Annotated in this window: 31 protein-coding genes; 17 read left to right on the top strand and 14 right to left on the bottom strand. The window is 64.4% G+C overall.

Features of this window, described 5'->3' with window-relative positions:
- Window positions 1-76 precede the first annotated feature (76 nt).
- The 4 genes from H8F24_RS19695 (at window position 77) to H8F24_RS15935 (ending at window position 3,001) form a co-directional block, all read left to right on the top strand.
- Window positions 77-586 carry a transposase gene (locus H8F24_RS19695; RefSeq protein WP_197157219.1) on the top strand — a complete coding sequence of 170 codons (510 nt, stop codon included), beginning with the start codon at window positions 77-79 and terminating at the stop codon, window positions 584-586.
- Window positions 583-1,641, top strand: a complete 1,059-nt coding sequence (locus H8F24_RS15925) for an IS3 family transposase (RefSeq protein WP_231597781.1) — start codon at window positions 583-585, stop codon at window positions 1,639-1,641. Before H8F24_RS19695 ends, H8F24_RS15925 begins: the two co-directional genes overlap by 4 nt.
- A 740-nt stretch (window positions 1,642-2,381) precedes the next feature.
- Window positions 2,382-2,669, top strand: coding sequence for a nucleotidyltransferase family protein (locus tag H8F24_RS15930; protein WP_231597900.1), 288 nt, complete (start codon window positions 2,382-2,384; stop codon window positions 2,667-2,669).
- A gap of 89 nt (window positions 2,670-2,758) precedes the next feature.
- Complete coding sequence (locus tag H8F24_RS15935) at window positions 2,759-3,001, top strand: DUF86 domain-containing protein (RefSeq protein WP_231597901.1); 243 nt, start codon at window positions 2,759-2,761, stop codon at window positions 2,999-3,001.
- Window positions 3,002-3,488: 487 nt separating this feature from the next.
- On the opposite strand, the gene H8F24_RS15940 is transcribed toward H8F24_RS15935, so the two are convergent.
- The 4 genes from H8F24_RS15940 to H8F24_RS15955 form a co-directional block, all read right to left on the bottom strand.
- Complete coding sequence (locus H8F24_RS15940; protein WP_231597902.1) at window positions 3,489-3,869, bottom strand: VOC family protein; 381 nt, start codon at window positions 3,867-3,869, stop codon at window positions 3,489-3,491.
- Window positions 3,866-4,117, bottom strand: coding sequence for a CDGSH iron-sulfur domain-containing protein (locus tag H8F24_RS15945; RefSeq protein ID WP_231597903.1), 252 nt, complete (start codon window positions 4,115-4,117; stop codon window positions 3,866-3,868). Before H8F24_RS15945 ends, H8F24_RS15940 begins: the two co-directional genes overlap by 4 nt.
- A 304-nt stretch (window positions 4,118-4,421) precedes the next feature.
- The gene (locus tag H8F24_RS15950; protein WP_197170220.1) at window positions 4,422-5,081 is read right to left on the bottom strand and encodes a DUF6880 family protein; all 660 of its coding nucleotides are present in this window, start codon (window positions 5,079-5,081) and stop codon (window positions 4,422-4,424) included.
- Complete coding sequence (locus H8F24_RS15955; RefSeq protein WP_197170221.1) at window positions 5,048-5,653, bottom strand: DUF6880 family protein; 606 nt, start codon at window positions 5,651-5,653, stop codon at window positions 5,048-5,050. The genes H8F24_RS15950 and H8F24_RS15955 overlap by 34 nt, the downstream gene beginning before the upstream one ends.
- Window positions 5,654-5,681: 28 nt before the next feature.
- Here H8F24_RS15955 and H8F24_RS15960 point away from each other — a divergent pair, with 28 nt between their 5' ends.
- Window positions 5,682-5,846 carry a hypothetical protein gene (locus H8F24_RS15960; protein WP_197155705.1) on the top strand — a complete coding sequence of 55 codons (165 nt, stop codon included), beginning with the start codon at window positions 5,682-5,684 and terminating at the stop codon, window positions 5,844-5,846.
- A gap of 76 nt (window positions 5,847-5,922) precedes the next feature.
- The gene (locus H8F24_RS15965) at window positions 5,923-6,237 is read left to right on the top strand and encodes a hypothetical protein (protein ID WP_197170222.1); all 315 of its coding nucleotides are present in this window, start codon (window positions 5,923-5,925) and stop codon (window positions 6,235-6,237) included.
- A gap of 78 nt (window positions 6,238-6,315) precedes the next feature.
- Here the strand turns inward: H8F24_RS15965 and H8F24_RS15970 are convergent, their stop codons facing one another.
- The 3 genes from H8F24_RS15970 to H8F24_RS15980 all read right to left on the bottom strand — a co-directional run bounded on the left by H8F24_RS15970 (window position 6,316) and on the right by H8F24_RS15980 (window position 7,226).
- On the bottom strand, window positions 6,316-6,714 hold the full coding sequence (locus tag H8F24_RS15970; RefSeq protein ID WP_197170223.1) for a type II toxin-antitoxin system VapC family toxin: 399 nt from the start codon (window positions 6,712-6,714) through the stop codon (window positions 6,316-6,318).
- An 8-nt stretch (window positions 6,715-6,722) separates the two neighbouring features.
- On the bottom strand, window positions 6,723-6,959 hold the full coding sequence (gene vapB / locus H8F24_RS15975) for a type II toxin-antitoxin system VapB family antitoxin (RefSeq protein WP_197170224.1): 237 nt from the start codon (window positions 6,957-6,959) through the stop codon (window positions 6,723-6,725).
- Window positions 6,960-7,058: 99 nt separating this feature from the next.
- Window positions 7,059-7,226: a hypothetical protein gene (locus tag H8F24_RS15980; RefSeq protein WP_197159372.1), complete on the bottom strand. Its 168-nt coding sequence runs from the start codon at window positions 7,224-7,226 to the stop codon at window positions 7,059-7,061.
- A gap of 42 nt (window positions 7,227-7,268) precedes the next feature.
- Here H8F24_RS15980 and H8F24_RS15985 point away from each other — a divergent pair, with 42 nt between their 5' ends.
- The 6 genes from H8F24_RS15985 to H8F24_RS16010 all read left to right on the top strand — a co-directional run bounded on the left by H8F24_RS15985 (window position 7,269) and on the right by H8F24_RS16010 (window position 9,536).
- Window positions 7,269-7,454: a hypothetical protein gene (locus H8F24_RS15985; RefSeq protein WP_197172576.1), complete on the top strand. Its 186-nt coding sequence runs from the start codon at window positions 7,269-7,271 to the stop codon at window positions 7,452-7,454.
- A 44-nt stretch (window positions 7,455-7,498) separates the two neighbouring features.
- Window positions 7,499-7,954 (top strand): hypothetical protein, encoded by a 456-nt coding sequence (locus H8F24_RS15990; RefSeq protein ID WP_231597904.1) that lies wholly within the window; start codon window positions 7,499-7,501, stop codon window positions 7,952-7,954.
- Between the two features lie 146 nt (window positions 7,955-8,100).
- On the top strand, window positions 8,101-8,367 hold the full coding sequence (locus H8F24_RS15995) for a ribbon-helix-helix protein, CopG family (protein ID WP_197155712.1): 267 nt from the start codon (window positions 8,101-8,103) through the stop codon (window positions 8,365-8,367).
- Window positions 8,367-8,795: a type II toxin-antitoxin system VapC family toxin gene (locus H8F24_RS16000; protein ID WP_197170225.1), complete on the top strand. Its 429-nt coding sequence runs from the start codon at window positions 8,367-8,369 to the stop codon at window positions 8,793-8,795. Before H8F24_RS15995 ends, H8F24_RS16000 begins: the two co-directional genes overlap by 1 nt.
- Window positions 8,796-8,919: 124 nt before the next feature.
- Entirely contained in the window at window positions 8,920-9,114 is a 195-nt protein-coding gene (locus H8F24_RS16005; protein WP_197155716.1) for a hypothetical protein, read from the top strand.
- A gap of 254 nt (window positions 9,115-9,368) precedes the next feature.
- Window positions 9,369-9,536 (top strand): hypothetical protein, encoded by a 168-nt coding sequence (locus H8F24_RS16010; RefSeq protein ID WP_197155718.1) that lies wholly within the window; start codon window positions 9,369-9,371, stop codon window positions 9,534-9,536.
- Between the two features lie 41 nt (window positions 9,537-9,577).
- Here H8F24_RS16010 and H8F24_RS16015 read toward each other — a convergent pair whose 3' ends face one another.
- Entirely contained in the window at window positions 9,578-9,964 is a 387-nt protein-coding gene (locus H8F24_RS16015) for a type II toxin-antitoxin system VapC family toxin (RefSeq protein WP_231597905.1), read from the bottom strand.
- Entirely contained in the window at window positions 9,964-10,188 is a 225-nt protein-coding gene (locus tag H8F24_RS16020; protein ID WP_197155720.1) for a hypothetical protein, read from the bottom strand. Before H8F24_RS16020 ends, H8F24_RS16015 begins: the two co-directional genes overlap by 1 nt.
- Window positions 10,189-10,462: 274 nt before the next feature.
- On the opposite strand from H8F24_RS16020, the gene H8F24_RS16025 reads away from it, so the two are divergent.
- Window positions 10,463-10,975, top strand: a complete 513-nt coding sequence (locus tag H8F24_RS16025) for a hypothetical protein (protein WP_197170226.1) — start codon at window positions 10,463-10,465, stop codon at window positions 10,973-10,975.
- Here H8F24_RS16025 and H8F24_RS16030 read toward each other — a convergent pair.
- Window positions 10,965-11,300, bottom strand: a complete 336-nt coding sequence (locus H8F24_RS16030) for a hypothetical protein (protein ID WP_197170227.1) — start codon at window positions 11,298-11,300, stop codon at window positions 10,965-10,967. The genes H8F24_RS16025 and H8F24_RS16030 overlap by 11 nt on opposite strands.
- Here H8F24_RS16030 and H8F24_RS16035 point away from each other — a divergent pair.
- Window positions 11,271-11,678: a hypothetical protein gene (locus H8F24_RS16035; RefSeq protein WP_197170228.1), complete on the top strand. Its 408-nt coding sequence runs from the start codon at window positions 11,271-11,273 to the stop codon at window positions 11,676-11,678. The genes H8F24_RS16030 and H8F24_RS16035 overlap by 30 nt on opposite strands.
- Window positions 11,679-11,822: 144 nt before the next feature.
- Window positions 11,823-12,071, top strand: a complete 249-nt coding sequence (locus H8F24_RS16040; RefSeq protein WP_197170229.1) for a hypothetical protein — start codon at window positions 11,823-11,825, stop codon at window positions 12,069-12,071.
- A gap of 115 nt (window positions 12,072-12,186) precedes the next feature.
- Here H8F24_RS16040 and H8F24_RS16045 read toward each other — a convergent pair whose 3' ends face one another.
- From H8F24_RS16045 to H8F24_RS16055, 3 genes are all read right to left on the bottom strand, one after another.
- Window positions 12,187-12,579, bottom strand: a complete 393-nt coding sequence (locus tag H8F24_RS16045; protein WP_197170230.1) for a PIN domain-containing protein — start codon at window positions 12,577-12,579, stop codon at window positions 12,187-12,189.
- Between the two features lie 60 nt (window positions 12,580-12,639).
- Window positions 12,640-12,930, bottom strand: coding sequence for a hypothetical protein (locus H8F24_RS16050; protein ID WP_197170231.1), 291 nt, complete (start codon window positions 12,928-12,930; stop codon window positions 12,640-12,642).
- Between the two features lie 280 nt (window positions 12,931-13,210).
- On the bottom strand, window positions 13,211-13,375 hold the full coding sequence (locus H8F24_RS16055) for a hypothetical protein (RefSeq protein ID WP_197155728.1): 165 nt from the start codon (window positions 13,373-13,375) through the stop codon (window positions 13,211-13,213).
- A gap of 379 nt (window positions 13,376-13,754) precedes the next feature.
- Here H8F24_RS16055 and H8F24_RS20280 point away from each other — a divergent pair, with 379 nt between their 5' ends.
- Both H8F24_RS20280 and H8F24_RS20285 read left to right on the top strand, forming a co-directional pair.
- Window positions 13,755-14,069, top strand: a complete 315-nt coding sequence (locus H8F24_RS20280; protein WP_197170233.1) for a hypothetical protein — start codon at window positions 13,755-13,757, stop codon at window positions 14,067-14,069.
- Window positions 14,070-14,139: 70 nt separating this feature from the next.
- A complete protein-coding gene (locus tag H8F24_RS20285; RefSeq protein WP_197170234.1) occupies window positions 14,140-15,261 on the top strand; it encodes a gamma-glutamylcyclotransferase in 1,122 nt (373 codons plus the stop codon).
- A gap of 160 nt (window positions 15,262-15,421) precedes the next feature.
- Here the strand turns inward: H8F24_RS20285 and H8F24_RS16070 are convergent, their stop codons facing one another.
- The gene (locus H8F24_RS16070) at window positions 15,422-16,513 is read right to left on the bottom strand and encodes an IS630 family transposase (RefSeq protein ID WP_197169690.1); all 1,092 of its coding nucleotides are present in this window, start codon (window positions 16,511-16,513) and stop codon (window positions 15,422-15,424) included.
- Between the last annotated feature and the right edge of the window lie 130 nt (window positions 16,514-16,643).

Genomic DNA, 16,643 nt, shown 5'->3' on the forward strand with positions numbered 1-16,643 from the left:
CCTGTTGGCCGTTGGTGTTTCTTAGGAAGAAGTCCGCTCGGTTTGACCCGTCCACCTGGGGGCCCAACCGACGACTATGCAACCGCCCTATGACGCCGCTCTGCGGGAAGCCGTCCGCCTGCGGATGAGCCCTCCGAACCTTGAGAGCGTGGCTGAGATCGCCCGCGACACCGGGATCACGGCGCAGACCATCTACAACTGGCGGAGCCAGTGGCAGAAGCAGGGCCAGCTGGTGCCTGCCACGAACCGGCCGCCGGAGCAGTGGAGCGCTGCCGACAAGCTGGCAGCCGTGATCCAGGCCGCAGGACTGAACGGAAGCGAGCTCGGGTCGTTCTGCAGGGAGCGGGGGCTGTACCCCAAGCAGGTTGCCCGTTGGCGCCAGGCCGCCGAGGATGCCAATGGCCCCAGCGCGCCGAGCATGGCTGATCAGCGGGAACTGCAACGCAAGAATCAGGAACTGGTCCGGCGGAATCGCCAGCTGGAGCGTGAATTGCAGAAGAAAGAAAAAGCACTGACAGAAGCGGCGACGTTGTTGATGCTCTCAAAAAAGTTCAACCAGATCTTTCAACCGGACGAGGATCCTTGATTCCGTCTGGCGATCGCGGTGCGATCGTCGCGCTTCTACAGGAAGGCATCAGTCGTGGCCTTTCGGCCAAGGCCATTGCTGATCTTTTCGGCCTGGCGACACGCACGCTGAGGCGATGGGGCTTGATGATTCGGACCCAGGGATTCAGCTGCGATCAACGCAAGGGAGCGTCCAGGCATGTCATGCATCGTTTCAGCGAGGAGGAGCGCCAACAGGTGTTGTCCACTGTCAACGATCCACGCTTTGCCGATCTCACGCCTGGTCAGATCGTGGCGATCCTTGCCGAGGAGGGAGTCTACGTGGGATCGGAGTCAACGATTTACCGCATCATGCGCCAGGAAGGCCTGTTAAATCATCGCGGCAGGAGCCGCCCACCGCGGGAGCCAAGAGAGCCACCCGTGCTGGAGGCAACGGGCATCCATCAAGTGCTGGCCTGGGATATCACCCTGTTGCCGGGGCCTGTGAAGGGTCAATTCTACTACCTTTATATGGTGATGGATGTGTGGAGCCGGCGCATCCTTGGCGTTGAGGTGCACGATCGTGAATGCGGCGAACTGGCCAAGCACTTCTTTGATCGTGTCTGCCGTGATGAAGGGATCAGCTCGGGGTCGACCACGATCCTGCACGCCGATAACGGAGCACCCATGCGCTCCTACACCTTGGCCGCCAAGCTGGCCGAGCTCGGCATCTCCCTGTCATTCTCGCGGCCGCGGGTGAGCAATGACAACGCCTACGTTGAGTCATGGTTCCGAACCATGAAATATCACCAGAGCTATCCAGTGCGTCGTTTCCGGGATCTTCTCTCAGTGCGTGCCTGGGTCGATGGTTTTGTTGACTGGTACAACGCTGAGCATCGTCACAGCGGCATCAAGTATGTGACGCCCAATCAACGTCACTACGGAGAAGCTGACGCGATCTGCAGAGTCCGTCAGCAGACCTATGAGCAGGCGCGTGCGCAACATCCACGCCGCTGGGCCAGGCCACCTCGCGATTGGGCTCAGCCAACAGTCGTGCGGGTCAACCATCCCAGACCGCAGGACACTGTCGCTGCTTGAAGATCAGAAACCCAGGCCCCAGGGGGTTGTGGTTGGACCGCCCGCAAGAGGCGGGCCGGCCTCAGCCTCCGACCGGGGGCCGGCCGCTCAAGCCTGCGCTCCTGATCAACGCGCGATGACGATCAACATCCGATCTCGAAGCCCATGATCCTCCATCCGGAGTAGGCTTTCTGAGGTACTCAGATCAGTACCCTGAGCGGACATCTTTGCTGATAGGCGCCGGTGGCAGGCCGGCCGATGGTGCGCCGCCTGGGCCTGCTGGGGGGCCAGTGCACCGTGCCCGACGACTTCGATCAAATGGCTGCCGGCGATATTGCTGCTCTGTTTGAAGGCGCTGGGCAAGGCGGCTGAGCCGCGCCATGCCTCGGCTGCTGTGCTGATCAAGGCAGAGTCCCCGTTGGCGAGTTACCCAGTGCCGCTCCTGTTCATGGCCGCTACCGAGAGGTATAGCCGTGCCTGAAGCTGTAGGCCACCACCCGCTCACCCCGCGCAGCCAGGCTCTCCACCTCGGTGCTCGGACCGCCAGCCTTCCTGTCGCTTGTGGTACGACCTCCCTGCAGCTGTGAACGGTTTGCCGTACTGACGCGGCGGTCCAGCGGATCTATCAATGAATCAGAGGCCTCGACCAGGGCGGTTCCAACCAGTTCCCTGCAACCGGCCAGTCCACCAGTGACCATGGCCTCACGAGGCAGGGCGAGCTGAGTCGCTTCTCTTAGGCTACCAATGGCTTCTGGGCAGCCATGCGCCTCGACGACCTACTGGCACAGGCTCCAAGGATCAGGGAGATCGCCATGGCCCATGGCGCCAGCAATCTGGCGGCATTTGGGTCCGTGGCCCGTGATCAGGCTGGACCCGATAGTGATCTGGATCTGCTGGTGGATCTGCCTCCACGCACCGGTCTCCTGGACCGCATTGCCCTGAAGCAGGCCCTGGAAGACACGCTGCACTGCCGCGTTGATCTGATTCGCCGCCGCAATCTCAGGCCCACCGCTCTGGCCTCGGCTGAGCGGGACGCGATCCCTCTGTGATGGAGCCCAGGGACCGTGATGCCTTGCGCGACATCCTGACCACGATCCGACGGGTTCAAGGATTCCCCATTCCCGATCGCGAGACATTCATGGCCAGCGACGTTCTCCAGGATGCCGTGGTGCGCAATCTGGAGATCATTGGGGAAGCCACCAAGTGGCTGAGCGACTCCTGCCGCAAGCAACATCCACAGATCCCCTGGCTGGAGATGGCAGGTATGCGGGATGTGCTGATCCATGCCTATGACCGCGTGGACCTTGAGGAGGTGTGGATCACCCTGAGCGAGCAACTGCCTGCGCTGCTGGTACAGATTGAGCCTCTGATCAGCGTGTGATCAGGTGACTTCTGAATCGATCAGAAGTCCTCAGGAACTGAGGTGAGCAGAGCCTCTCTGGAGTTGATGCCTTGCTGATCGCCTTGATTGTCGTCGGAAACACGACAAAGCCCAGTGACGAGGCCACCGGGCTTGAATCGTGGGTTGTGAGGTCGGAGCTGCTGACGCTGGCACCTGGGGCCAGGGGTCCATCGGGACGTTCCGTTGGGTCCGGGGCACCTGAGGCGGTGCAATGGACGGCGCCAGGGTTGTTTCAGCAAAACAGCCTCGACACGCCAGGAACGTCAGTGATCCGTTGAGAGTGTTGGAGCAGGGGCCGGATCGTCAGCTCACTCCAGACGGTTGCTCAGGTGGGGTGTCTTCCATGCTCTGGAGCCTCCCGGGTGTCGATGGAGTCACGATCGGACAGCTGGCCGTCGGGGGCAAGAGCTGGAGCGAGAACGAAACCGCTCTTCACCATGGGCAATGGGGCTTCATGAAGGGGACTTCACGGTGCTGGCATCACCAGCAACAGCAACCGGTTGCCCTCCGGATCCAGCAGCCAGGCTTCTGCGCCAAAGGGTTCCACGCGTGGAGGTTCCTGCAGCAAGGCGCCCAGGCCCAATGCTGCGGTGATCCAGGCGTTGAGCACGGCAACGGCACCTGTGCCATCCGACTGGCGTTGCAGGCACAGCGCCAATCGCCCCGGCTGCCGCGGCTGGGTCCGGCTGCGTGATGGGGCATAGATCTCCAGCCACCCGCCGGCCGGCCAGGCCACCCGCCAGTGGGTGCCACTCAGCCCCGGCTGCGGCTCCACCTCCAGCAGTGCGCCGTAGAAGCGGGCCAGGCCGGCCGGATCATCGGCGGCCAACACGATCGAGGCGCTCATCCCCATGGCCGCCACCAGGGCCTGCGGGGCTGGGCGGCATGGCGGCCGTCGCAGAGGGGATAGCGGTGCGAACGGCCGCAGCGGCACAGCAGCATCGTGGCCGCCTCGCTCAGGCGCAGCTCGTAGGACACCCGGCCGGTTCCCAGATGGGCGCCATCGCAGAACCAGCCCTGACGGCTGCGACCACAACCGCACAGCTGATGCACCCCGGCGAGCAGTTCCAGCGGTTCCGGCCCTGGGGTGGCCATAGGCCTTGATGCCATCGGGGTAGACGTGCAGGAGCAGGCAGCGGATCTCGCAGCAGGGAGCGGTGGGGAGTGCCATGGGAAGGAAGGCGTGGAACCACCGACCGAGGCCCGCTGCGGCAGAGGCGGCAAGGACCGCGTCGCACCGAGAGGTGCGGCTTGCAGACATCGCGGCCCGGCCTGATCCTTGCCGCCGCTGACGCGGTGGGCACGCTGGGAGGGTTCACGCCGCTCTCGTGGTGCTCCCCGCCGGTGGCAGCGACGGTTCGTGGCCAGGCAGAACGGCGCTGGCTGGAGCAGGGCCGGATCAGAGGCCCAGGGGCCTGGCCTTGCTCCAGAAGCCGCGTTTGCGGGCATGGGTGGAGCGGATCGCTGCCAGGTAGGCCTCATGGGGTGGGATCTCGCCCCAGTCGCTGATGCGAGAGCTCAGCAGCTGGCAGGTGTGCAGATGGCCGGCGGCGGCGGCGTATTGGCTGGAGTAGCGATTGGTCAGCGCGAAATCCACCATGCAGCGCAGGACCAGGGTCGCTGCCAGCGGATGGTCTGCACTCAGGCGCTCTGCTGCTGCGTCGAACAGCTCGTCGTGGGCACCGTTGAGTTCACCGTGGCGCTGCACGATCACCTGGGCCACGCGGTTCAGGCCCGTGGGCCAGTCCAGCAGAAAAGACAGGGCCTCGACAAGATCCGGCCTGGCAGCCACGAAGTCGATGGCGCGCTGCTCAGCCTCCCCGTCCTCGAAAGCGGGCAGCTGCTGGAGGTAATCGCGCAGATAGGTCTCCATCAGGGTCTGCTCGAACCAGTGCCACCGGGCCGCCTGGGCTTCATCGGTGCGGCCGAGGGCCTCCAGGGCGGCGATCTGGGCGTCTTCCCAGTCGAGTACCGGCCAGGGGGAGCGCTCCGGAGACCCCCCCCCGCAGAAACCGCAGGGCCTCCTCAGGCCGCCCGACCTTGAGCAGCCGCTGTGCAATCCCGGCCGCGATCCGAGGGAACGCGCCGCTGCCGTTCGCTGTACTGGGCGATGTAGCCATCTACATCCCCCATGGCCTCGGCAACGGCCCTGAGGCCGGACTGTGCGGTCCAGAACCGGGACTGCTCCTGGAGCAGCACCGTGGCTGGCTGCTGGGCCAGCTGCTCAAACTGCTGCCGCAGCGCCGCCAGCCCGGTGGGTCCAAGCGACTCGGCGAGCTTCCCGATCAGGCCGTGCACGATGCCGTCGTCGTCGTGGCAGTGGGCCTCGAACACCTGTCGCGCCAGCGCTGCAGGCTCCGGCCGTGTCGCCAGAGCCACGGGGGGGAGGGCGTGGCATGCCTCCCGGAACAGCTCATCCATCTCAGCGTTGCTGTCATCGCAGCGGGAGAGCATGTTCCGGCTGAGAGCGAGGAACTCCCACAGCAGCGCCAGGGCCAGGGAGGGATCGCTCGTGGCGATCGGCCCGCGGATGGCGTCCAGCTGGCGGAGCAGATCCTTGGCCAGCGCCCTGAGCTGCTGTCGGTCGATGAAGCTGCGCGAGCCCCGGATGCTCCCGAACTGCTGACGCACCAGGGCGGACCAGCAGGCGGAAGCGGGAGTGGCGGGGATCAGTCTGCGTGCCGCCGCCGCTTTCGCCGCACCGCAGGATGCTCCGCGCCGGGCACCTCCAGGCTCGCCCCTGGGCAAGGGCTGCGCCAGGCGCCGCTGCTGGTTGCGTGGGTGCGATCGCCCCGGCGTTGCCGCCGGTGCTCAGCGCACCTGATCGAGGGTCGGCGCCCCTTGCCGGGCGGGGCGGCCCTGCGGTGTCCCGTCGCTGCGCCGGATGGCGTCAATGGTTCATGGTCAGCTCAGTCGTTCGTTATTCCCCGCAAGATCCGGTGTCCCTGGTGGAGTCGTGCCAGAAGGCGCTGGAGTGGATCCTGCGCACCCACAGCGCCGAAGGCCGGCCGATCCGCCGCTGCTGGATCGATCAGCCCTATGGGGAGGAGGAGCTCACCTTGCTGGAGGAGGAGGTGCTGCCGGTGATGGCGGCTTTCCTGGAGCGCATTGATGCGATCGATCAGGGGCTTGAGGCCAGGCTGCAGGCCGAGATCGCGGCCCAGGAGAGCCAGGCGCCGGATGGAGAAGAGGCTCCAGAGGGCGGGGCCTGCTGATGCCCTGGGGCCGGCCAGAGGCCGGCCTTTTGGCTGGCGGCCCCCCTGCGTCATTCAAGCGGGCGTGGAGAGGTGCCGTCAGACCCAGTTGTCGAGCAACAGACCATCCACCCGCTCGAATTCCCGCAGGTTGTTGCTGACCAGGGTCAGGCCCTCACTGCGGGCATGGGCAGCGATGTGCAGATCATTCACACCAATCGGTAATCCACGCCGCTCAAGGGATGCGCGAATCAGTCCATAGTGCTGCGCAGCTTTGGCTCCGTAGCTGAGCACATCCAAGCGACTGCAGAAGTCCTCCACAACGGCAAGAGATCTCCGGGGTTGGGAACTCTTTTCAGCCCCGTGCAGCAACTCGGCCAGGGTGATCGCAGAGATCCCCATCAGGGCAGCATTCTCGTTGAATCTCTCAAGCAGCGAAGCCGGCCTTTGCTTGATCACATAGATGCAGATATTGGTATCCAGCAGATAGCGCAACATCTTCCGTGTCAGAAGGCCTCGCGCTCCGGTTGATCCTGAGTCGCCCTCTCCTGCAGGAAGTCATCCGGCACGGGCAGCGCATCCTGAAAGAACGTGTCCCAGCGGCGACCGAGCGGAGAGATGATGCGCTCCTCGCCGCAGGCCCGGACCTCCACGTCTTTCACGGAGTCAGGCAGGCGCAGATGGGCGGGGATGCGCACAGCCTGACTGCGGTTACTGAGGAAGAGCCTGGTGACAGCCGCCACGGGGAGCACCCATCTGGGATATACGCGAAGTCTATCCCCTGAATGCCAGGGTGGATGGCCGCGTCATCCACCCGAGCCATTCAGGGGAATCGCTGAGATTCAGGCCGGAGCGATCCCCGCCAGAAAAGTCTCGATCCAGCGCCGGTGCCGGTTGGTGGTGATCAGCCCGGCCAGGGATGGTTGGGAGTCGGGAACCTGAAACGCGGTGCGGAAGCCCCTGGAGAAGGCCTGGTGGAGCAGCTCTCTGCCCCACGGGGTGCAGCCCACCAACAACCACCCCGCCCCGTCGAGACGGCCTGGGAAGCGCCGTTGCCGACCAGAGCCGCCCCCGCCGGCGCGCAGGTGGACCGCTGGAACGAGTTCTCAGTGGTGGAGCTGCGAGCGCTGCTGCGCAGCTACCCGATCGATCGCCGCTCGCTGCCGGCCCCGATCGAGCTGTTGCGGCGAGAGGAGCTGCTCGAGGCCCAGATGCAGCTCGCTGCGTTGGTGACTTGAGCGCCTGAATCTCCCTGATCGCCGATTCCCCATTCCGTTCGCCCATGACCACCACCCCGATGACCGCCGCCATGCCCTCCTTGACCATGACCACCGCCTTGAGCCCCAGTGCCGCGCAGCCCCCCGTGAGCGCCGAGCCTGCCCCCGGATCGCCGGAGGCGCTGCTGCTGCTGGCTGGTCTGGGGATCCTGCCCGCCAGCGCGGACTTCAACGATCCCCGCTTTGCGCCCGACACCATCAGCAGCAGCCTGGAGCGACTCGTTGCCGTGAAGCAGGAGCTGGAATTCCTGGCGGCAGAGCAGAAACAGCTGCAGGAACATCTGCGTCTGGCCCATCTGCGCGGTGACCTCAGGCAGCAACTGCCCAGTAGGCGCTATAGCCTCAGCTGCAAGGAGATCGAATGCCAGCTCAAGGCCCGCCAGGCCTATGAACAGCAGAGCGGCGATGCCACCGCCACCGTGGGGAGCTGCTTCTGGGAGCTGAGGTCGATCAAGGGGTGAAGCCACCCATCACAGAAGCCCTGGGCCCGGCGCCCGGGGCTTTTTCTTGCCCACTCTCCCGGTGCGCCATGGCCGGAAGCCCCAGCATCCAACCACCGGTACTACGATGGGCATGCTTGTAATACAGGGATCGGGCCCTGCTCGTCATGCCCCTCACCGTCAGGCTTGACGCCGATACAGAGCACTGCCTCGAGCAGCTCCTGGCAGAAACGGGACAGGACAAGAGCTCCTTGATTCGCCAGCTGATCCGAGAACGCTGGCAGCAGCGCCAGCCCCTCCCGTCGATCACCCAGCAATTGGGTGGTCATCCCGGCAGCTTTCTCGACACCTTGCCGTCGGGGAGTTCAGAGCGTCAGGAGCGGCGCCGACTCCTCGGCCAGAGACTTGCAGCGCGGCGGATGGAGCGGCGCTGATGCGGCGAATCCTGGTCGATTCGGGGATCCTGTTGAGCTACTACCAACAGCAGGAGCCACTGCACCAGGCCGTCGTGGTCTTCTTTGATCAGACTGCCGCTCAATTGATCACCTCACCGATCTGCATCGCCGAGGTGCTCTGGCTGCTGGGTCATCCCGGTGATTCCCGCGTCATGGCCGCTCAGAACCATCTGCTCGGGGCCGTCAGCCGCTGTGGCATTGAGGTGATCAACCTGCTGCCAGTGGATTACGCCCGTATCGCGGAACTCAATCAACGCACTGCCGATCTGCCCGGCGATTTCGCCGATCTCACCTTGGTGACACTCTCGGAGCGGCTGGATGTGGCCGAGATCCTCAGTCTCGACAGCGACTTCGATGTCTACCGGCGCTTCCGGCGCGATCCCTTCAGACGCGTTCCGCTCGGCTGAGACTCTGACGCAGCATGACCATTCAATGAGATGGTCCCGCGATAAGCCCTGCAACTGAGCTCGAGCCGCCCTGGAGCACCTGCGCCGCCTTGGGGAACTCTTTGTGGACACTGCATTCCCCACCTTGCCTTTAACCACCGCAGCCATCTCGATCGAGTTGCTGATGGACACCACCAACACCCTCCAGACACTCGAAACCTTGATCACCTGCAGGGCCGACGCAGCTGTGCACCACCCCGAAAAAGGGCCAGCTCTGCGGCATCTGCTGGCGGAGCTACTGGAGTTGGTGGAAGCAAGGACAGAAGAAACGGTGAGATGAACGGTGGCTCCTGGTCCAGCGTGGTCGGACAGGCAGAGGGCGTGGTCGCTCCGGTCGTGCGACCTGACGATGCCGATCGTGGGCTGGCTGATCAGTAATCCCTGCTGCATGGCCGGGTTGTGGCACCCAAAAGCCGATCGCAGCAATCAACAAGTCATCCTTCAAACACCCCCTGTCCCGTCGTTCGCATCGGCGGACTGCCTCCCTCCACCTCAGTTGTTGATCCAGGATTGGTTTCTAGACGCACCAACCCCATGCCCCGCGAACGTGACCCCTACCGCATCCCCCGCGCCGGCTGGGAGATCGCACCGGCCGCTGGCCTGGCCTCCATTGATCTGAACGGAAACCAGGGTGCCCAGACCGGCACTGAGTTCATCGGAGAATCCACCATCGGCGGGATGCTGGTCTGCGCCGCCCTTTGAACACCCCGCTGCCATCTTTCGTCTGTTCCTGCAATGGATGCTCAGGAAGCGATCACCTCCACGGGGCACTGCAGCCCGGGCGCGCGGGCGGCACGGGCATCGGCGGTGAGCAGGGTGGCGCCGAGTTGTTCGGCCAGGGCCACATAGAGCGCGTCGTAGGCCGTGAGGTTGGCCCGCAGTTCCCAGGTCCGTGGCCAGAGGTGGCGGCTGGTGTGCCGCCGCAGCCCCAGCTGTTGGCTGGTGGCCAGGGCCTGCAGGGCGTGCTGCTCGGGCAGAAGATCGGCCAACACCAGGCGGCGCAGCACCGAGAGAAGCTCGGCATCGATCAGCTCCGGCGCCTGGAGATTGGCATCCGCGAGCCGTGCACGTGCAGGGCCATCGATCAACAGGGCATCCACCAGCACCGAGGCATCCACCACCACCACCATCAGCGTTCGGCGCGGCTCTGGCGCAGGGCCTCCAGGATCGCGCCGGGCTCGATGGTGGCCGAGGGCAAAGCCTGGAGCAGATCGGCGTTGTCCGCGCGGCGTGAGGTTTCGCAGAGCTCCTGCAGGGCAAAGGTGCTCAAGGGGAGTCCGGCGCGGCGGGCCAGCTGTTCCAGGCGCTCGGCCACATCGTCGGGCACGTGGCGGATGTAGAGGGTGCGCGACACGATGACCTCCTGCTTGCAATCTGCTAGCAGCCTAGGGGCAAATGTCGCTCTTCCACTCCCTCCAGCCATGGGCGGCACGCCCAGACAAGGCAATGGCACCAACCGTCGGATCCATTCTTTCTGCTCAATCCGCACGAACAACAGATGAGGCATTGCCCGCCCTCTGACACCCACCGGCAGCAACCCCCAAACCACCTCCAGCTGGTACTTCGCACGAATCGGCCCCCGTTCAGCCCCCGTCAGCCCCAGATTGAAGTTCCCCTGCACTCCTCCCATGACCCGAGAACGTGATCCCTACCGCATCCCCCGCGCCGGCTGGGAGATCGCACCGGCCGCTGGCCTGGCCTCCATTGACCTGAACGGAAACCAGGGTGCCCTGACCGGCACTGAGTTCATCGGAGAATCCACCGTTGGCGGGATGCTGGTCTACGCCATCTACCAGGCGCTGCTCACCGGCCTGCGCACCGAGGCGATGCGCAAGCGGGGCGACATCAATCGGGCCACCCAGATCCAGGTGATCGCCGAAAGCGTCTGGGCAACCACCAAGCAGGGGGCTGCGGTCAGTGCGGTGCTGAGCGTTGTCCTGCTGGTCTTCCCCTGGCTGGGCTTCCCCCTGACCCTGGTGGGCCTGGTGGGGATGGGCAAGGCGTCGCTGGATCTGGTCCATGCCTTCTGGGATGGCCTCAGCGATGAGCAGCGCCGTGATCTGCACCGTGCCGCCTTTGATGCGGGCGTGAACCTCAGCCAACTGCTGGGCAGGCCTGGCTCCGCCGCTCTCACAGCATGAAGCGGGAGGGTGCGACCGGCTGGCTGGGGCGGCACTGATCACACGGATCCAGGAGCCACTCCTGGATCCGCAACAAAGCGCTGGCCTCCAGGAACGGCTGACCAGCCACGCGGCTGAACTGCAGGGCCAGCTCCCCGAGCTGCTGCTGCGCAGCGACTCTCCCCACGACGCCATCCGCAGCTGGCTGGCCGATAAGGACCTCAGCCACTGGTGGCCCCAGTCCCAGGGGGGAACGGCAGACCAGGGCTGGCAGTTCGAGACCGCCAGCTGGAACCGGAGCCGCGGCGCCGAGGTGATGAACCCTGCCGAGATCGCCCGCGCCCATGCCGATGGCGGCCTGGATGCGCTGCTGGCTCCCGGGGTGCCGGCCGACATGGCGGCCCATGGGGTGGAAGCAGCCTTGATCGCGGCCTCGATCGCCCTCGCCTGGCACCTGATCCGCCAACGTCACAGCTGGGTGCAGGCTTCTGGCGCTGGCAAGCAGAGGATTCTGCGGGCAGCGATCCAGGCGGCTGGCCTCTCCGCCCTCAGTGGTGCCTCGATGTCACTGGTGGTCAGCCTGGCCCTGGCCCTGATCCCAGGCGGACAGATCTGGCTGATGGGAACCACGCTGGTCAGCCTGGCGCGCCTGCTTCCCGGGCCTGGCGAAAGGGCCTTCGATCTACGGGGACGGGGCTCCTTGAAGGCTCCCGCTACGCCTTGAAAGAAGGCGTAGCCCAATGGCATCAGAAACCGTGGTACGGTCTTAGGCCGATTGATCGATAGGCCAGAAATCTGGCCAGATAGTCAAGACTGACCTTAATAGCGACAGAAAGAAAAAAACCTCAACCCAGGCTCAACCCTATCCATGACAAAAAACAATCACTTCGAAGCCGAGAATGACCCGTTCAAGGTCCAGCAGATCTCGATGGCCGATATCGAAGCCGGCGACATCGCCGAGATGGGGCTGCACCTGAACCTGAGCGAGCGGAGCTACTACTTCGATTTCAAGATCACCCCCCTCAGCAAGGAGATGAAGACCCAGCTGTACAAGCAGATCCAGGCCTTTGTCTACACCGACAAGGAACTCCACAACATCCTGAGTGAGCACAGCTGATCTCGCTCGGCTTGGGCTTGGATTGACGTCCTTTAGCGGGCTCCTCTGGGGGCCGCTTTTTGGGGATCCTCCCGAGTCCGCAATCAATCCGCAGGCCGGGTAACTGTGGGAAAGCTCATGGTGCGTCTTCTCCACGGACATCCGCCTGCAGCAGCTGGAACGTGAGCCCTTCCTGCTCAAACTGGCGAAAATCCTGGTCGAGGCTGATCAGTGGAAGGCCAGCAGCGATCGCGAAGGCGGCCAGGTAGGCATCCATCCAGCGCTTCGGGGCAGTCTGCTCGATTGCGCCCAGCTGGCACCAAAGACGCCCCAGATCAGGCGGCTCATCGATCACATCCACCTGCGGCAGCGCCATGAACGTCTGCAGTGCGGCCCAGGCATCGCCGTTGGTGGCCATCGGCACGCCACAAGCCTGCGTGATCGCCGGCGTGGAGGCCAGACGCAGAAAACTCTGCTGGGTGGCGCGGCACCACAAAGCCGGTTCCACCGCGCTGGTCGAGCGCAGCACCCACGGGCGAGCGCATGGGCCAGGTGCTCGCTGAAGGCCGCCGCCAGCCACACATTGCTGTCAAGCAGACAGGCCGGCACGCTGGCGGTCCTCCTGCATCAGCGTCTCCTGCTCCAGCCGCAGCGCTGTGGCCACATCGATGGGATGCCGCTTGAGCCGGGGGTCAGGGCGAAACAGTGGCAGTCCTTCCGCGTCCACCTCCAGCACCTCGCGCTTGCTGGGCTGGGGCAGGGCGGCGCCATGCAGCCCCTGGCGGATGTAGTCGGCCACCAGCTCCTTGATCGGCCGCCCCTGCTGCAGGGCCCGCTGCTTCACTTGAAGCATCAGGTGATCCGGAAGGTCCAGCGTCATCTTCATCACGCCCCAGCCTGGGAAACCAGCTTACTGGCTTGGTGGGTGAATGGGCGTGAGTGGCGCTCGCGTTGGCTCTCGATTCCAACGATCCGGAATGTCCGGATGGTTGAACTTTCGGCAAGGTCATTGATTCCAACAGGAGCACACCGGCTCGCTGTCTGCTGCGTCTCGATCGAGGACCGGATTCCAGCCAGTCATCAGGGCTCTCGAAAAGCGTGGTCAAGGCATGGCAGCCCCGGCTTCTGTCACGCCTCCCGACGCCAGCATTCCTCTGATGTCATAGGCCAGCTTGCTCGCAAATGCGCTGGCGAATCGAGCGGTTGTCGCCACGCCTGAGCAGGCTCATCACGATGGTGCGCAGAAAGGGGAAGACCGCTATGCCCGCCCGGGTGGCATAGCGATGGGCGTCTTCAACGAGCTGGGCTCCCAACGATGGCGACATCGATCAGGTTCACGTTGCCGCCGGTCCTCAGCCCATTCCTAGGCGGCCTCCCGGTGCGCGGATCCTGCGCTTCACAAGAAAGCCGGGCCGGCGCTGAACCTGAACGGGCAGAACTACTGCTTCGACTTCAGGATCTCTCGCCTCAGCAAGGAGATGAAGATGCAGCTGTACAAGCAGATCCATAGCCTTCTCTACACCTATAACCAGCTCCACAACATTCAGACGAAGCGTAGTTGATTTCAATCAGCCTTGGCGCTCTCCTGCGGCCTCCTCTGGGGGCCGCTGTTTTGGGGATCTTGACGACTCCGCAGTGAATCCGCAGTGACTCTTGAGGGCAAAAGCGGGATGCTGATAAGCGTCAACCAAACCGAGAACGCCCATGGGTCCGATCGAATATGCCCTCGTGATTGAGGCTTTTCGCCTTCAAGGGGTACTGAAGGCCAACTACCGGCCCGTCAAGCCGGCCTTGGACTGCATGGCCCAGGCGATTCGCGAAGCCTGTGAAGGCTATGGCTTCTCCGCAGAGATGATCACCAACTTCCTGCTTCGCCAGGGAAGCCGCATCCATTCCCTTGATAAAGAGATCAACGACCGCCAGGAATTTCGGGCCATTGAGCGCCGAATGCTTTGCCTGATCGGCCGGGAGGGCAATCAGGACCGGCTCGCCCGGCAAGGACGGCGTCCCCAGGTATGAACGCCCCCAGTTCCCGGCCTCGCTGAGCAGCATCAGCAACCCGCAACCCCCGTCCCCTCCAATCCCCCCTATGAACCATGTCTTTGTCTATGGCAGCCTCAAGCGCGGCCAGTCCAACCACCACTGGCTCCGTGGGGCCCTGTTTCTTGGGCGTCACCGCCTTGCAGGTGACCGCCTGTACTCCCTCGGTGGCTATCCGATGGCCGTGCTGGAGGATCACTCCAGTGCCGTGATCCATGGCGAGGTGTTCATGGACCCAGTCCATGCCGGCACCCTCGGCCCGCGGCGCCCAGAGCTTCTGGAGCCCCCTGTGCTGAAACTCCTTGTAGAGCACGTTGGACACGGCGACGTTGTTGACGGCGATCCGCACGCTCGAGATCTCCGCGAAGCGCACCGTCCAGCGGGCGTTGAGCTGACCGTGGAAGAGATCCCAGTTCTGCCGCAGCTGATAGCGCTCCAGCCAGGCCTCGGGAACCGCGGGGGCGAAGTGCTCGCTGGTCTTGGTCTTCATGTCGCCGGGAATGCTGATCCAGCCCCGGTCGTCGATGCCTTCGGCGTGCCAGAGCTCATGGGGCCGCAGCCCGAACACGGCGATGCAGGCGAATACCCACTGGTGAAAGGGCTCGAGCCGATCCAGCCAGTGCTCCAGGTCAGCATCGGAGGGGATGACCCGCACCCGCATCGACGAGGCCTTACGGATCTTCTCGGCGGCACCCTTGGGCCTCATCCCCCTCAGCTGCTGCAGCACGGCCGTCAGATCCATCAGGCCGCTGCGGTGGATCTGGGAGATGGTCTCGATCCGGTGGTTGAACCGCTTCAGGTGGGTGAGCGGGTTCACCTCCATGGCCCAGCTCAGCAGCCGTTGGGGATCCGCCGGGTCACGGAATCGGGCAACCCGCAGCTTCAGGTCGTTGATGGCGTGGACGCGGCTGCCCTCCTTGCAGATCCTCACCTCGATATCGGCGATGCAGGCCTCCACCAGGCCCTGCCAGCGGAGGCGCGAGGTCCCGCCACGGGCCGCCAGGGGTTCGGGCCAGGGGCGGGTGCGCTGGCCCTCCAGACACAGATCCCGGGCCCGCTCGACGTCCTCGTCGCGGCGGTGCAGGAGCGGAGCCAGGGAGAACTCCCGCACATGGACCCCCTGCACCAGTTCGCACACGTAGATCGACGAGCTCCGGTCGTAGCGGCGTAGGCGGAAGCGGCACCGCCTGGCCACCAGTTCGCGGGCGCAGTGGTCCCAGGCATCGATGCGATGAGAAAGGCGAGACGGCAAGGCGCGGACCGGGCGGCTCGCAGGAGTATTCCCCGAAGCCGTCGAAGCAGGTTGTGAACAGGTTCACAACCAATGGCTTCTAGTGTGCCGTCCCGGAGATCTGCGAGCAAAGTCGCTGGAGCTTCTCCAGGATTGAATCCGCTGTGGCCGTCCAGTTGAACGGCGCCTTGGTCTTGTTGTAGGCCGCCACGAATTGCTCGATCTTGGAGATCAACTCCTTGACGCTGGAGAAGCTGCCGCGTCGGATCGCCCGCTGGGTGATGATCCCAAACCAACGCTCCACCTGGTTGATCCAGGAGGCGTAGGTCGGTGTGTAGTGCACGTGGAAGCGGGGCCGCTGCGCCAGCCAGGCCCTCACCTTGGCGTGCTTGTGGGTGCAGTAGTTGTCGACGATCAAGTGGACATCAAGCTCCTCGGGGACCGACTTCTCGATCTGGCGCAGGAACCCCAGGAACTCCTGATGCCTATGGCGGGGCTTGCATTGGGTGATCACCTCGCCTGTTGCCACATCCAGAGCAGCGAACAGCGTGGTGGTGCCGTGGCGGATGTAGTCGTGGGTGACGCCCTCCACGTAACCCAGGCCCATGGGCAACAGCGGCTGGGTGCGGTCCAGTGCCTGGATCTGCGTCTTCTCGTCGACGCAGAGCACCATCGCCTTATCCGGAGGGTTCAGGTACAGGCCGACGATGTCGCGGACCTTCTCCACAAAGAACGGGTCGGTGGAGAGCTTGAACGACTTCTGCCGGTGGGGCTGGACCGAGAAAGTCTGCAGCCAGCGGTGAACGGTGGTTTTGGAGATGCCGGTGGCAGCCGCGAGGGAGCGCGCAGACCACTGGGTGCTGCCATCGGTGGGCTTGGTCTGCAGTGCCCGGTTGATCACCTCCGCCACCGTGTCGTCCTCGTAGGTGCGAGGCCTACCCGGCCGCAGCTCGTCATGCAGGCCCTCCAGGCCCAGCTCCCGGTACCGCTTGCGCCACTTGCCAACGGTCATCCCCGTCAGCCCCATCCGTTTGGCGATGGCGGTGTTGGTCTCGCCGGCACCGCAGGCCAGCACGATCTGAGCGCGCTGCACGATCGAATGCGGCAACGACCGGGAATTTGCAAGGGCCCGCAACTGCTGAACCTCGTCCTCGCTGAGGACCAGCGGAGGCATCGGACGACCAAGCGCCACAAGGCACCTCGGGTGACACTCTCGATTCTAGCTGTTATTTCCGGGACGGCATACTAGAGGCTCCTACCGGCTACAACCTGGACAGTGTGGTCTCAGGCGTGGAATGCCCCAGAACCCAGTCCCAGAAAGC

This window comes from Synechococcus sp. CBW1002, assembly GCF_015840915.1.
Taxonomy (GTDB): domain Bacteria; phylum Cyanobacteriota; class Cyanobacteriia; order PCC-6307; family Cyanobiaceae; genus CBW1002.